This window comes from Streptococcus bouchesdurhonensis (assembly GCF_948472335.1).
The window spans coordinates 109,465-123,238 of record NZ_CAOKTW010000011.1 but is presented as its reverse complement, the minus strand read 5'-3'; the positions used below and the strand labels follow the sequence as shown (position 1 = coordinate 123,238).

Genomic DNA, 13,774 nt, shown 5'->3' with positions numbered 1-13,774 from the left:
AAATCATTTAACTCTAAAAACACGAACATTACTCTTTATTCAAAAATTGATCCAAATAATAACGTAGGTAACTTTTCTTGCCCGTAATCATCTGCAGACGACCTTCCACCCCATATCGAAGTTTTTCAGCCTGCTCAGAAGTTAGATTAGTCTCCGCCTCGATTTTAAAGAAATTCCCTTTCTCAGTCTTAGTAGCTGTCGTATCAATACTTGTAATAGTAGAATCTAGGAAAAGTTGATTCTTGGCATCATGAGTCGTCGTATAGCGAACAGAATCACCGACCTTGATCCTTGCTACATCTTTTGAACTAAGATAAGCTGTTAGTTTGGCTTTCCCTTCTCTTTCCAAAGATGGATAGAGTTGGGCTAGTAGAGCCCCCTCTGCAACCATGGTAGAATCACTGGTCTCAGGATTAAGATGAAGCACCCCATCCTCACTCGCCGTAATTTTCCCCTTGTCTAAAAGATTTCCCTGTACCTTCTTACCTGACTCCACCTCCAAGATTTTCTGGTCTAGAAGGGTCAATTCCTGACCAACTTTTGCCAAGTGTTGGGATTTGAGAGACTCCAATTGACTGCTTAAGCCTGACGCATAGGCTTGTTGGGCACCCGAACCTGCATACTGAATACGGTAAGTAGCAAGACTGGATTCTAACTGAGAGAGCTGCGCTTCAACCTGCGCAACAGCCTGAGATTTTGCTTGGGGATTTTCCTCGCCCTGAGACTTGTAAGACTGGTAGAGAGAGTAGGCTAGATTCTGATTGGCCAAGGAAGCACCTGTTTCAATAGCTGACTTAGCTGTCTGGTAATCGCGAATTTTAGCCTCTGTTTGGCTGATGAGGTTGCCGATTTCGGCTTGGGTTTGGCTAGCTGCTGCATTCTGGGACGCGATGGTCTCATTTTGTTGCGATGTACTAGCCCTAAGACTAGCCGCTTGGCTGAGGTAGTCACGAAAGGTGGCTTGGTAGCCAAATTTATCCTCCTCTGGAAAGTGGTTCTCCCCTTCTTGCAAGCTCTTCTGCAAATACTCCAATTGCTTTTTTTGATCCTTGAGTATGTCCAACTGACTGGCATAAGACTCCGCTTGGACACCCTCTGCCCCTTCTTGATATTGAACCAACAATTCTCCCTTTTTAACCAGCTTATTTTCTTCCAAATGATTGACAAGAATACGATTGTTGCTAGTTGACTGGATATTTGCAAGGATACGACTAGGCTCGACAGTAGCTCTAGTTGATAAACTTATCTCCTTCTCTGCCAATGTTGCAAAGCCAAGCAAAAACACAAGCAGAAGGGACATGGGTACAATCACCCGACTGGAAAAATTATGGTAACGACGATTATAAAACTCCGCACTTTCTAAAAATTCTGGTTTCATCCTCTCCTCTTTCTAGCTATTCACCAAATTGGCGTAAAAGCCACCCTGTGCAAGTAAATCAGCATGATTTCCTTCTTCAACAATCTTGCCCTGATCCAAGACAACAACCTTCTCTGTCCGCTCAGCAATGGTCAAGCGGTGAGCAATGAAAATCAAGGTCTTGTCTAAAGCCATGAGATTATCGACAATTCGCTTCTCAGTCAAGATATCCAAACTGCTGGTCGCCTCATCCAATATCAGAACAGGCGCATCTGTCAAGATAGCACGCGCCAGAGCAATTCTCTGACGTTGACCACCTGAGATTCCTGCCCCATCCGAAGTCAATTCCGTCTGGTAATTCAGTGGCATGCGCTCAATATCCTCCCGAATCTCTGCCAATTCGACCGCCCGTAAGATATCCTCCTGAGTCGTTCCCTCCTTGGCTCCCAAAAGAAGATTGTCCAAAATCGTTCCGTTAAAGACATAGGGCTGTTGAGGCAGATAGTTGATATACTGGCGCAAGGCCTTTTTATCAATCTGATTGAGATTGACACTACCCAGACTAATCTCTCCCTGACTTGGATCATAAAAATTAACCATCATCTTGGCCAATGTCGTCTTACCTGACCCTGAAATCCCCACAAAAGCCACCTTAGACCCTTGGGGAACGGTTAAATTGATATCCGACAAGACATCTCGACCATAGCCATACTTGTAGGAAACCTGCTTGAAGTCTATATCTCCCTTCATCAAGCTCAAATCCTCAACCGTTTTCTTCTCCTCAAACTCAGAAGCTACCAGATAAACCTCATTCAGACGGTTATTGGCAACCTGCGCTGTCTGAAGTTTGGTTTGCAGGTTGATGATGTTTTCCAAAGGATTGGTAAAGTAAACCAGCAAGGTATTATAGGTAATCAACTGCCCCAAACTCATCTTGCCATCCATGACCAGAACAGCCCCCATCCAGAGAATGCCGACATTGAGCAAGAGATGGGCAACTTTTTTCAGAGCCTTTTGCTGACTCTCTGCTCGACTATAGGTAAAGGATTTTTTCAGATAATCCACAAATTCCTTGTCAATCTTTTGATAGCGTGAACTTTCACTGGTCAAGGACTTGATAGTCTCAATACCATTGATGTCCTCGATGATAGAAGAAGACAGAACCGCATTGGCTTCCATGGTGTCCCGATTCATCTTTTCAAACGGCTTCATAAAGGCAAAGATAATCACTGTGTAGATAGGAAGCGCCAATAAAGTCATGAAAAAGAGATTGGTATTTTGTGAAAATAAAACAAGGGAAATAATGACAACCGTTGACACATCTAGGAAAATCGAAAGAATAGTCGAAGCCAGCGCATCAATGATACTGTTAGCATCCGTGAAACGAGACACAATTTCCCCTGTCCTGCGTGTCGCAAAAAAGGACATAGGCAGGTGAAAAACATGTTTGATATAGGATAAAATTACATCAATCGACAAGCGTTGCCCCAAAACAAGCAAGAGATACTCCTGAGCGTAAGATAAGATCTGCTGAAGAATATAAACAATGACCAAACCAATAGAAATAATCCCCAACGTCGAACGCATCTGATCTGGCACATAGGTATCAATGATAGACTGCAGATAATAAGAACCCACAATGTTAATCAAGGTGACCAAGAGTGTTGCCAAAACAATATTAGCAATCAAGCCACGCTGCTTCACTAATATAGGGATAAAAGAGAGCAAACCATTCTTTTGATCCTTATGAGGCTTGTAGTCTGGACTAGGCGCCATAAACAGAGTCACTCCTGTCCATTCTTCCGCAAAACGCTCACGTGGCAGCTTGGTCAATTTTACCCCAGGATCTGGATCGGCAATATGAATGCTGTCCTTATCCTGCCCAGTCACCACATAGTAGTGGAGCAATTTCCCTTCCTTAAGCACATGGGCAACAAAAGGAAAAGTCAAATCTGGCAAGTCAAAGAGCGTCATATCCGCCTTGATCGCTCGCGTCTCAAAGCCAATCTCCTCTGCCACCTTGACCAAGCCCAAAGCCGTTGTCCCATCCATGGTCGTCTTAGCTAATTCTCGCAAGTGAGCCAAAGAATAATAGCTACCATAGTAGCCAAAAACCATGGCTAATGAAGCTACACCGCAGTCCATCTGATCCACCTGCGGACGATAGTGACGTTTCCCAAATTTCATATTCATCTCCTTTTCCTAAACTCATCTGATAATACCTATCTTACCCCAATCCCCAAACAAAAACTGGACTTCCTTCCCAAATGCACCTATCTACCTCCCAAATGCACTTCTTTTGCAAAAAAATAGGCAGAACAAACGTTCTACCTACTAAAAATATGCTATTGAAAGGAAAATGATTTTTTTCTGACACCCTAGGCAAGCTTGGGACAAATAAATCATTGATAGTAAACTTTACGACATCCTATTTAAAGTTACTTCAATTTCTAATGTCCCTGCTATTTCTAAGCCACCTCTGGTATGATCTATTCACAGTCAGAATAGATAACACCGTTCTAAATTACGATTCATAGTTACTCCTTTTTTTGATTCGTTACCACAAGATGCCTATTCCCTATAGAGCGTCTACAGCTTCAAATCTATCTATTCTTTTTGTCTTTACTTCTGTATAAAAGAATGAAGACCATCATAAATAATGCAATCGTTGGTATATTGAAACTATCAAACCAAGTAGGTAAAGATACTTTATTCATATCAGCTACTAATCTGATGATGATATAAGACATTGAACTAAGTAATACCATGATTTCAGGCAAAACTTTCAATACTGATTTAACGAATTTTTTTAAAAACATAGAAATGCCTCTCTGACTATAATCAGATTATGGTCTATTCGCATAATACCCTAAAGCTGCTCCACCAGCAGGAAGTAATAATCCTTCGATAACAATCAATAAACCTACTTCAACTTATTCACTTTGCTCTACGATTTCAAATTGATTCAAATTTTGCATGTTATACCCCTCTTTAAATAATACTAGCTAAGCCAATAGTGAGTCCCACTAATAAACCTACCATCCCTGAAGCTGATATAATAATAGCCGCAAATTCGCTTGAAAAATTCATTGATTTCTTCACAGTGTTTTATCTTATCTGAAGTAACCCCATGCAGCTAGCCCTACAGCGGATAAACCACCGACAACATGCCCTGCAACCTTGATTCCTACTGGAACTGCTACTACCGCTGCAGGAAGTACTCCTCCATCAACTGTTGCTAGTTCTTTTTCTGTCATTGCTGTAAACTGATTATCATTTACTAAAATATTCATTTTAAGTTCTCCTTGCTCTTATTCACTTTTGCTTTAAATATTTCTTTTTTATTAATATAGTATGTCAATGCTACTAACAAAATACAGATCCCCAACGATACCTTCTCTAAATTAAGTAGAGAATAAATTAATAATATGCTGTAAGATATTAAAGCAGATCCTATATATATTCTTTTTAATATTCTATTCATAAAACTTACTCAAAGTCTTATTTCAGATTTTTACCAACTTGATAAAGACCTGCTCCCAGTATAATAGCCCCTCCTGTTACAGAAAAACCTTTAAACGCAGCTACTCCAAACGCAACTACTAGTGGTGCAATTCCCCCATCTACATTCATCAACTCTTCTTCTGTAAGAGCTACAAAGTTCTGTTCCATTTTGTCAAAATTTGTCATCTTTTTTCTCCTTTATTTCTATTTTTTAGTTTACGATTTCTGGCTCTTAAACCATTTTAAAAACCAGAATAGATAAATTACTGAATTCCTTTTCGTCTCACTTATCTATTTGAGAAGTGATTTAAAATGAACAGGTAAATTTCATTTATTTTAAATACCATTTGATAAACCATGGCAATAAGATTGGTAAATACATCGCGTAGTCTCCTTCCTTTTCGTCTCACTTATTTATTCGAAAAATAATTCGAAAATGTACAACTAAATTAAATTTATTTGAAAAATAATTTAGTAAACCACGGATAAAAAATTGGTAGATACATAAACCAGGCTCCTTTCTTTTCCCTCTTACTTATCTATTCGAAAAAAATTTCGAAAATGTACAACTAAATTAAATTTATTTGAAAAATAATTTAGTAAACCATGGATAGAAAATTGGTAGACACATAAACCAAACTCCTTTCTGTTTCCTCTTACTTATCTATTCGAAAAAAATTTCGAAAATGTACAACTAAATTAAATTTATTTAAAAAATAACTCAGTGAACCATGGGTAGAACATTGATATAAACATGAACTAGTCTCCTTTCCTTTTCCTCTTACCTATCTATTCGAAAAAGAAGTCAAAAAATAAGAATATCAGAAAATTTTCCGATATTCTTATTGATAAATTTATTCAAGTCTAACAGATATTAGACGTTGAGATGTTTTTTAAGGGTTCTTCTGGCTGTTCGTGATACGGGGAAATGCAAGCCTTCTAACAAGGTCACTTCTGTGGCAGTCATCTCTTCAATTGCCTGTAAACTGACTAAAGTATTGCGATTGGCATAGACAAAGTAATCTTTTTCAGCCTTAGCAGCGATATCCTTGAGACTGCCATAAATGGTCTTGATAGAGTGATTGGCATAATAGACCTTGATACGGTGGGATTCCACTGAGGTTTCAAAGGCTAAAATCTCATGGTAGGGCAGAGTAAAGCCCCGTCTTCCCTCAAAACTATAGGTGAAGAGACGCATATTTTCCCTCTTGTCCACTGCCAGTACATAGTCCAGACAGCGCTCCAGCTGATGACGGTAATCTTCCTCTGGTTGATCCTTAGAAATAAAATCCAAGGCAGACAAGTGATAGCGAAAAGCTAGAGGCAAGGCCTCCGAGTGCGTGGACACAAAGACAATGCTTGTAAAAGGATCCCGCTCCCGAACCTGTTGAGCAACCTGAAAACCCCGTTCACGCTCTCCATCAATCTCTAAATCTAATAAATAGAGCTGATAATGATCAAAATACTGAGAATACTTTTCAACATCCCCATAGTTTTTGGCAATATCAATTTCCAATCTTAAATTGCGAGAGCGACCGATATCCAGCAAAGTCTGCTCTATCCGTCCTTGCTGGACTCTATCGTCTTCCAAAACTAAAATTCTCATTCCTCTCCCCCTCGTTTCTCATCCTTAAATGGCAATTCTAAATCTTGTCTAAAGGTCGTTTCTCCTAGCTGGGTATCTAAGTTCAAATCATAATGAAAAACCATATCCTCCAAGGTTGCTAAGCCCAGTCCACTATGGTTACCCTTGGTAGAGTAACCCTTTTGACTGAGAATGCTGGGATTCAGTTCTTCTTTCTTACGAGTGTTTTCAATGATAAAACGGACACTCCTATCACCTGCCAACAAAGCAACCCGAATCTGCGGATTTTCCGCCTCATTCGCTGCTTCTAAAGCATTTGTCGTGAGGATAGAAAGGATACGGATAGCCTCCAACATAGGTAATGCCAGCTCTTCTACGACCCCCACCGTCTCCAAACTAAAATGAATTCCCTGATTATCTGCCACAATCATGGCTTTTGCCAAGGTATTGCGAATAGCTATATCATGGATATTATGAAGATTAAAGGCTGTGTAATCCGCCTTTCTCAGCTTTTCATTGGTCTTTAGAAAGACATCTTGATAAATGGTAGACACCTCAGCCATATCTTGATTAGCTATAGCAGGCTCCATACTAGCGACAATTCCTGCAAAATCATGACGAAAACCTCGAACCTCATCATAGAGATGACCCAGCTTGTCCACCATCCCTTGCAAGGAACGATTTTCATCTTCCTGTCTCTGAATGGTCTGCTCATCACGATAAACCTGCTCCAAATGCTTAATGTAAAAGAGCCAAGAGAAAAAGAGAATGAAAATCAGGAGAGAAATGGTCGTATCAAAACGAACGTAGAAAGAACTATTTCTATTGGTCATAAACGAAGAGAATATCCTAAATCCAGTCAGAGGTAGGATAATGAAAAAACTCTTACGATAGTGGGTTTTGAAAGCATCTGAAAAGAATAAATCCAAATCTAAAGACCAACGTTTCATAATTTTACAACATAGAAAGATTGATAATAAATCAAATACAGATCTATATAAAGTGGAAAACGAATCTACAAAACAACAAGGCTCACCAGATAATACACGAATCCAAATTGTCAAAAATAAATAACGAATACTTTGAAAGAAGAGAAAAAGATACAGAGAAAGAAAAAAAGCTTCCCCTTTTCCCTTGTGCAATACTAGTAAAAAAATACAGTAAAAGAAGAGAATGATTCCTATATGAAATAATTCTCCAAATGTTTGGCGAGCAGATAAACTAATTAAAAATACAAGGACCCAATAACGTTTTTTATAAAATTCTGGGGAAATTTGAGCACCCAAATAAATAGTAGGAACCATGGTTGAAACGACTACCAACAGTATATATAGCACAGAAACTAAGAATTCTAAAATAATCATAAATAAATCTAATCTCTAACGAATACTGTGAATTTAAGCAAAGTGTCTACCCGTACTAAATAACTTATCGCACCATTTTACGGCATCTTCAAAAATCCCTCCACCATTCACTTTCTCCAAAGCCTCTGGAGTTAATTCTTCAAATTGTTTCAATTCTACAAATATATTTTTCATTTCCATGACAGACTCCTTTTCATTATTTTATAGATAACTCTATCCCCTGCTCCATCTACAAAAGGCTTTAGTTTCCTTTTAAAATACAAGAAATCTAAAGCCTCCTGAAAATGGTATATTGGTTAGAGTGTTAACAATTAGTTGTGAAGATATTATTTTTATTTAACCACAACCACTTTATAATATTCGTTTGAGTGTGGAGATTCAATCTTAATTTTTTCACCGTATAAACCATCGATTTCTTTATCCAGATAATCTGAAACTCCTGATGGCAAGCGTTTCATCTTAAGAATTTCACCAGATTGATCCGCATAGACTAGGATGTGATAGTGGGTTGTAGCCATACCATCATCAATCAATACAAAGTAACCTGTTTTGAGCTTACCTTGCTCATTTTCTAAATAGTATAGTTTATTGTTATTGATTGTAAAGTGGGTAGCTCCAAGACGAAGTCGTGCACCTGGATTTTCTAAATAGACATCATTGCCAACTTTTTTAATCTCTGAATAGGTTGTCATTGCTGGGATATTAACCACACGATGTCCATTTTCATCAAAGTAGTAGCGATTTGGTAAGTTTTGGAAGTTCTGTACAACTGCCTTAGGATCAATTTCTTGTCCTTCTTCTTTATTATCCACTAAAGCTAAGGTAGTATTTGCAACCTCATCCCCATATTTGTTAGAAAACTTCTTGAACTCTGGTCTGATATACCAAGTGTTTTTTTCAATAATAACATCGTCACCTTTAGCATTTAGCAAATATTCTTGCCCATCTCCAAGTTTGACAATATCATGAATATTGTATCCAGAATCTTTTCTATTTGCTAGATAGCCATCCTTACCAATGACATAACTTTCCCCATCACTGGCTGGAACAGCTCTATCTGCGACCATTGCACCTGATTTTTCAAAGTAAGACCATTGACCATTTGCAGTTGCCCATCCTGTTGCCATAGCGCCACTGCCTTTTAGGTAGTACCAAGTAGACCCTTCTTTGTACCAACCTGTGCGCATAGCACCACTATCTGCTAGTGAGTACCATGTGTTACCTTCCTTGTACCAGCCAGTACGCATAGCGCCACTATCTGCTAGGGAATACCATGTATTTCCGTCTTTGAGCCAGCCTGTCTGCATTTTACCAGTGCCGTCGAAGTGATACCATGAGCCAGCATTTTGTACCCATTTATCCTTAGCTAGACTGCCATCTTGTGAAAGATTCCAGTCAGCACCATTTTTAACCCAAGTATCTGCAGCTTGTGCTTGGTTGATAGACAAAAGTAGAGCAGCACCTGCAAGCAAACCAAGTGTGAGTAGTTTAGATTTTTTCATAGCCATTTCCTCCTTTATTGAATAGCTATAGGAGGGTTTCCCCTCTTTATTTAGCTATATTCTAATACTTTTCATAATCAAAGTCAATAATATTGTGAAAGATTAGACAATATTACCAATATCTACGAATTGTATTTTGAGTAATACCGTATTGATCCATATAAGAAACATATTGACCTGGATATGGAGCATGAACTACCTTTCCACCACCAACATAAATACCTACATGGTCATTTGTCTCTTCACTATTATACAAAATCAAATCTCCAGCTTGTTGAGAACCATTACTTACATAACTTCCTCCTGTTGCTTGACCATAGGTCACTCTAGGAATACTAATATCGAACTTAGCATGAATAGCCATCGTAAATCCTGAGCAATCTACGCCACTATTCAAATCTGCCCCACCCCAAACATATGGGATTTTCCCTACAAATGTCTCGGCATATTCACCAAGTGCCTGTCCACGATTTTCTACCCATACACCACTGGCTCTAAAGAAGTATGGTGTACCATTCACACGTTGATAACCAGTGACCATAGCACCACTAGCAGATAAGTAGTAATAATTACCATCAGGTTGAATCCAAGTATTTTCTTTCATCCATCCTTGGTCATCAAAATAGTACCACTTGCCATCTAATTGTTCCCAATTTTTAGCATAACCACCTGAACCGTATTTAAACCACCATTTACCATTGGTTTGCATCCATGTTCCTTTCGGATCACGATATTGATTGAAAGCTTTCTTCTCTTGATTTCCCTCTGCTTGGGTTTCTTTATCTTCAAAACCAATCAATTTTACTTGATCAGCTTCTTCAGCTTTTATCTTGCCTTGATTAACTAATTGAGCAATCGCTTCTTTCTCACTTGCTGATGGGGAATCAGCATAGGCTACCGTAGTATTTGCTAGGAGAACGCCTCCTGCAAGAACTAACAAACTAGAATAAAGATATTTTTTCATCGTGAAAATCCTTTCTTTTTTCTCCTTTTTGGAGATTGATTTTTTCTGACTCTATTATATCCCTTATGTCTCCTCAGATTTCTACTGTCCCTAGAAAGACTAAATCTGTTCCTAAACGGTCACTTGAACCAAAGAAAAATTCCAAAGCAAATGCCTTGGAACTTCTTATCTTTATTTTGCTTGAATGATCTTAACCACATCTCCTACATTTTGGAGTTGGTCAATTTCCTCATCACTGATTTCGATGCTAAATTCATCTTCCAGTGTCAAGATAAACTCCATCAAGTCGACTGAATCAGCATCCAAATCGTCTTTCAGACTCAAGGATTCTGTCACGACAAAGTCCTCTCCCTGTCGCTCTTGGATAATAGTCACAATACGGTCAAAAATTTCTTTTTCTGTCATCTCTTTTATTCTCCTGAAAATTCACGCGCAGTCTGGGCAACTACGTCTGTTTCTAGCATGGTACGAATCTGGCGGATTGTACTATAAACAGCCTTGGCATCGCTTGAGCCATGAGTCTTGACAACCGGTGCCTTGACACCAAACAAGACTGCTCCACCAACATCTGAGTAGTTGAGCTGTTTTTTCAAACCTCTGAGGCTGTCCTTGAGAAGGAGGGCGCCTAGTTTCGCTCGAAGACCTCCACCTGTAATAGCGGTCTTGAGTAAGCCCATGATTCCCATAGCTGTTCCTTCAATGGATTTGAGCACAGCGTTTCCCGTGAAACCATCTGTCACAACAACATCTGCAACGCCATTCATCAAATCACGCGCTTCCACGTTTCCGATAAAGTTTAAACTTTCATCAGCTGCTAGTAATTCGTAGGTTTCCTTACGAAGCGGGTCGCCCTTACTACTCTCTGTTCCGTTATTGAGCAAGCCAACGCGTGGTTGCGCAATTCCACGAACATTTTTAGCATAGAAGGAACCTAGAACCGCGTATTGATGGAGGTGATGTGCTGTATTTTCCGCATTGGCACCGAGGTCCAGCATGTCAAACCCCTTCCCATCTACAGTCGGCAAAGTCGACATAAGCCCAGGACGATCGATGTTCTTGATACGACCCACGATGAAAAATCCTGCTGCTAGTAAAGCACCTGTATTCCCAGCTGAGAGAACAGCGTCTGCTTCTCCCTCTTTGACAGCCTTGGCCGCCAAGACCATACTGGCATTTTTCTTCTTCCGAATAGCTCTCGTAGGTTCATCGTCTGAATCAATCTTCTCATCCGTATGGATAATGCTGACGCGCTCTGTCGCTGTCAGATATTGCTTGATTTTAGCTTCATCTCCGTAGAGTTGAACCTCGATATCTGAAAAGTCAGCTAGGGCTTGATTGACACCCTCAACGATGGCCTGAGGTGCGTAATCGCCCCCCATGGCATCTACTGCGATTTTTTTCATTTCTTTTCCTCTTTTAGTAATTGTCCCCAGTCTGCTAGGGAATCAATAAATTTCTTTGATTTTAGGTGAATCCCAACGTACTCTTCGTAGAGTTGATCCATAAATTGGCGTAGCTCTTGCTTGATTTCAGGCTTGAGCGAAATGGTCTCCAAGGTCTCAAAATCAATGGCTTGAAATTGATTGAGCAGATAAGGGATATTGGGATTGAGATGGCAACGTCTCTCATCTTCATGATAATGCTCTGGACAGAGGCAGGCGCCATATTTGAAAGAAAAGTCAAAAGCCTGACCAACCCGATGACAAAAGACACACTCATTAAAATTGAGGCTGATCCCAAATCGAGTCAAGATTTGAATTTCAAAAATATTGGTCAAAACTTGATAATCCAAACCCTCTTCCATCAACTCCAAGGTCTTTTGTAAAAAAGCAAACAAGGGGACATCTTGCTGATTGTCCTGCAAACTAGCATCGGCAAGAGCTGCCACGTAGGTCGCATAAGCCATGACAAAGAGGTCACTATTAATCTTGGGAAAGGTCATCACCTCATGATAGTCCTCAATGTAACTGAGCCCATCATCATTGATTCGTAAGAGAAATCGTGCCAGCACCAAGGGCTGAATAACCGGTGCCAGCTTAGACTGGCCAGCATGTTTAACGAAAAACATCCGCTTACCAGCCTGCTCTGTAAAAATCTTGACGAGCTTATCATTCTCACGAAAATTGCGATTGTAGAGCACCAAGCCTTGACTCGTGATAGACTGAATCATGCTTCTCTCATGTACTCCTCAAGTCGTTTCATGGCTTCTTTGATAGTCTCCATGCTGGCTGCATAAGACAGACGCACATAGCCTTCTCCGTAACGCCCAAAGGCAGCACCAGGGATAAAGGCAACAGCCTTCTTCTGAGCAAAATCCTTCAGAAAAGCAAAGGAGTCTTGATTGTAGCCCGCTGGAATCTTAGCAAAGATATAGAAGGCACCGTCTGGTTTGATAATCTCAAAACCAAGAGCAGTCATTTTCTCGATAATATAGTCCCGACGCTGGATGTATTCCTTCTTCATAGGTTCCGCATCGTTTTTACCAGCCGTCAAGGCTTCCACCGCAGCATGTTGAGCCATGGTATTTGCGGCAGTAACCAAGTACTGGTGACTCTTGATCAACTGAGCTGTAAAGGCAGCAGGAGCGAAAATCAGTCCCAAACGCCAACCGGTCATAGCATGTGATTTAGACAAACCATTGATAATAATAGCCTGGTCTCTCAACATAGTTCCCAGAGATACATGGGCTTCCCCTGTATAGGTCAATTCTGAGTAAACCTCATCACAGACAACGAAAATTTCGTACTTGCGTAAAACAGCTGCCAAAGCTTCCAACTGCTCCCGACTGTAGGTAATTCCTGTCGGATTAGCTGGATAGTTGAGAATAACCGCCTTGAGCTTGTCACCCTGCTCCAAAATAGCTTTCTCTAGCATTTCTGGTGTCAAGACAAAACCATTTTCAGTTGTGTCAATCTCGACAATCTCTGCCCCAACTAGATTGACAATTGGTTCATAACCCGGATAAGCAGGAGCTGGCAAGAGCACCTTGTCTCCCTCTTCCAAAATAGCCGTCAAAGTAGCAGATAAAGCCTCTGTCGCCCCAATTGTAACCAAGATTTCATTTTCAGGAGCATAGTCCAGTTGGTACTTTTCCTTAACAAAGTCACTGGCTGCCTGACGTAGAGTCAGCAGGCCACTCATCCCTGTATAGTAGGATTGGTTCTGGTCAATCGCTCGCTTGGCCGCATCCTTGACATGATCTGGCGTTGTAAAATCAGGTTCCCCCAAGGTCAAACGCAAGACCCCAGGAATCTCCGAAATAGCCTGGTCAAACTGACGAATCAACGAAACTTGAATCTTATCTAACTGTTTATTAAAGCGCTTAGTTAAGTCCATAGATACCTCCTACTTTCAAAACGTATCTCTATTATACTACAAAAGCCCCCCGACCGCAAAAATACATGATAGAATAACGCTAGCATGACAAATTGAAGTATGTTAAAATGGATTTGTCGCAACTCCACTAACGAACTTAGTTTGGAGGTGAGTTTTTGCTAA

At 40.2% G+C, this 13,774-nt stretch carries 13 protein-coding genes; all 13 read right to left on the bottom strand.

Features of this window, described 5'->3' with window-relative positions:
• Nucleotides 1–28 precede the first annotated feature (28 nt).
• A complete protein-coding gene (comB, locus tag QMQ21_RS16265; protein ID WP_261035419.1) occupies nucleotides 29–1,378 on the bottom strand; it encodes a competence pheromone export protein ComB in 1,350 nt (449 codons plus the stop codon).
• A 12-nt stretch (nucleotides 1,379–1,390) separates the two neighbouring features.
• Complete coding sequence (gene comA, locus QMQ21_RS16260; protein ID WP_261035420.1) at nucleotides 1,391–3,544, bottom strand: peptide cleavage/export ABC transporter ComA; 2,154 nt, start codon at nucleotides 3,542–3,544, stop codon at nucleotides 1,391–1,393.
• Between the two features lie 926 nt (nucleotides 3,545–4,470).
• Nucleotides 4,471–4,650, bottom strand: coding sequence for a class IIb bacteriocin, lactobin A/cerein 7B family (locus QMQ21_RS16250; RefSeq protein WP_261814812.1), 180 nt, complete (start codon nucleotides 4,648–4,650; stop codon nucleotides 4,471–4,473).
• A gap of 208 nt (nucleotides 4,651–4,858) precedes the next feature.
• Nucleotides 4,859–5,047, bottom strand: coding sequence for a class IIb bacteriocin, lactobin A/cerein 7B family (locus QMQ21_RS16245; protein ID WP_000180826.1), 189 nt, complete (start codon nucleotides 5,045–5,047; stop codon nucleotides 4,859–4,861).
• 688 nt (nucleotides 5,048–5,735) lie between these two features.
• Nucleotides 5,736–6,467 (bottom strand): response regulator transcription factor, encoded by a 732-nt coding sequence (locus QMQ21_RS16240; RefSeq protein ID WP_001221869.1) that lies wholly within the window; start codon nucleotides 6,465–6,467, stop codon nucleotides 5,736–5,738.
• Nucleotides 6,464–7,279 carry a GHKL domain-containing protein gene (locus QMQ21_RS16235; protein ID WP_000184939.1) on the bottom strand — a complete coding sequence of 272 codons (816 nt, stop codon included), beginning with the start codon at nucleotides 7,277–7,279 and terminating at the stop codon, nucleotides 6,464–6,466. The genes QMQ21_RS16240 and QMQ21_RS16235 overlap by 4 nt, the downstream gene beginning before the upstream one ends.
• Before the next feature lie 564 nt (nucleotides 7,280–7,843).
• On the bottom strand, nucleotides 7,844–7,990 hold the full coding sequence (locus QMQ21_RS16230; protein ID WP_023940555.1) for a smi_0057.1 family bacteriocin-like peptide: 147 nt from the start codon (nucleotides 7,988–7,990) through the stop codon (nucleotides 7,844–7,846).
• Between the two features lie 152 nt (nucleotides 7,991–8,142).
• Nucleotides 8,143–9,312 carry a PspC-like choline-binding domain-containing protein gene (locus QMQ21_RS16225; RefSeq protein ID WP_261814811.1) on the bottom strand — a complete coding sequence of 390 codons (1,170 nt, stop codon included), beginning with the start codon at nucleotides 9,310–9,312 and terminating at the stop codon, nucleotides 8,143–8,145.
• 112 nt (nucleotides 9,313–9,424) lie between these two features.
• Entirely contained in the window at nucleotides 9,425–10,276 is an 852-nt protein-coding gene (locus QMQ21_RS16220) for a C40 family peptidase (protein WP_023947430.1), read from the bottom strand.
• A 171-nt stretch (nucleotides 10,277–10,447) separates the two neighbouring features.
• A complete protein-coding gene (locus QMQ21_RS16215; RefSeq protein ID WP_004257707.1) occupies nucleotides 10,448–10,681 on the bottom strand; it encodes an acyl carrier protein in 234 nt (77 codons plus the stop codon).
• Nucleotides 10,682–10,686: 5 nt separating this feature from the next.
• Nucleotides 10,687–11,679: a phosphate acyltransferase PlsX gene (gene plsX / locus QMQ21_RS16210; RefSeq protein ID WP_049502343.1), complete on the bottom strand. Its 993-nt coding sequence runs from the start codon at nucleotides 11,677–11,679 to the stop codon at nucleotides 10,687–10,689.
• Nucleotides 11,676–12,446, bottom strand: a complete 771-nt coding sequence (recO, locus tag QMQ21_RS16205; RefSeq protein WP_261814810.1) for a DNA repair protein RecO — start codon at nucleotides 12,444–12,446, stop codon at nucleotides 11,676–11,678. Before recO ends, plsX begins: the two co-directional genes overlap by 4 nt.
• Complete coding sequence (locus tag QMQ21_RS16200) at nucleotides 12,443–13,612, bottom strand: pyridoxal phosphate-dependent aminotransferase (protein WP_064275761.1); 1,170 nt, start codon at nucleotides 13,610–13,612, stop codon at nucleotides 12,443–12,445. Before QMQ21_RS16200 ends, recO begins: the two co-directional genes overlap by 4 nt.
• Nucleotides 13,613–13,774 lie beyond the last annotated feature (162 nt).

Bases quoted from the DNA above. Each gene is read 5' to 3' on its own strand.
- comB (WP_261035419.1), bottom strand. From the start codon at position 1,378: ATGAAACCAGAATTTTTAGAAAGTGCGGAGTTTTATAATCGTCGTTAC.
- comA (WP_261035420.1), bottom strand. From the start codon at position 3,544: ATGAAATTTGGGAAACGTCACTATCGTCCGCAGGTGGATCAGATGGAC.
- QMQ21_RS16250 (WP_261814812.1), bottom strand. From the start codon at position 4,650: ATGAATATTTTAGTAAATGATAATCAGTTTACAGCAATGACAGAAAAA.
- QMQ21_RS16245 (WP_000180826.1), bottom strand. From the start codon at position 5,047: ATGACAAATTTTGACAAAATGGAACAGAACTTTGTAGCTCTTACAGAA.
- QMQ21_RS16240 (WP_001221869.1), bottom strand. From the start codon at position 6,467: ATGAGAATTTTAGTTTTGGAAGACGATAGAGTCCAGCAAGGACGGATA.
- QMQ21_RS16235 (WP_000184939.1), bottom strand. From the start codon at position 7,279: ATGACCAATAGAAATAGTTCTTTCTACGTTCGTTTTGATACGACCATT.
- QMQ21_RS16230 (WP_023940555.1), bottom strand. From the start codon at position 7,990: ATGGAAATGAAAAATATATTTGTAGAATTGAAACAATTTGAAGAATTA.
- QMQ21_RS16225 (WP_261814811.1), bottom strand. From the start codon at position 9,312: ATGAAAAAATCTAAACTACTCACACTTGGTTTGCTTGCAGGTGCTGCT.
- QMQ21_RS16220 (WP_023947430.1), bottom strand. From the start codon at position 10,276: ATGAAAAAATATCTTTATTCTAGTTTGTTAGTTCTTGCAGGAGGCGTT.
- QMQ21_RS16215 (WP_004257707.1), bottom strand. From the start codon at position 10,681: ATGACAGAAAAAGAAATTTTTGACCGTATTGTGACTATTATCCAAGAG.
- plsX (WP_049502343.1), bottom strand. From the start codon at position 11,679: ATGAAAAAAATCGCAGTAGATGCCATGGGGGGCGATTACGCACCTCAG.
- recO (WP_261814810.1), bottom strand. From the start codon at position 12,446: ATGATTCAGTCTATCACGAGTCAAGGCTTGGTGCTCTACAATCGCAAT.
- QMQ21_RS16200 (WP_064275761.1), bottom strand. From the start codon at position 13,612: ATGGACTTAACTAAGCGCTTTAATAAACAGTTAGATAAGATTCAAGTT.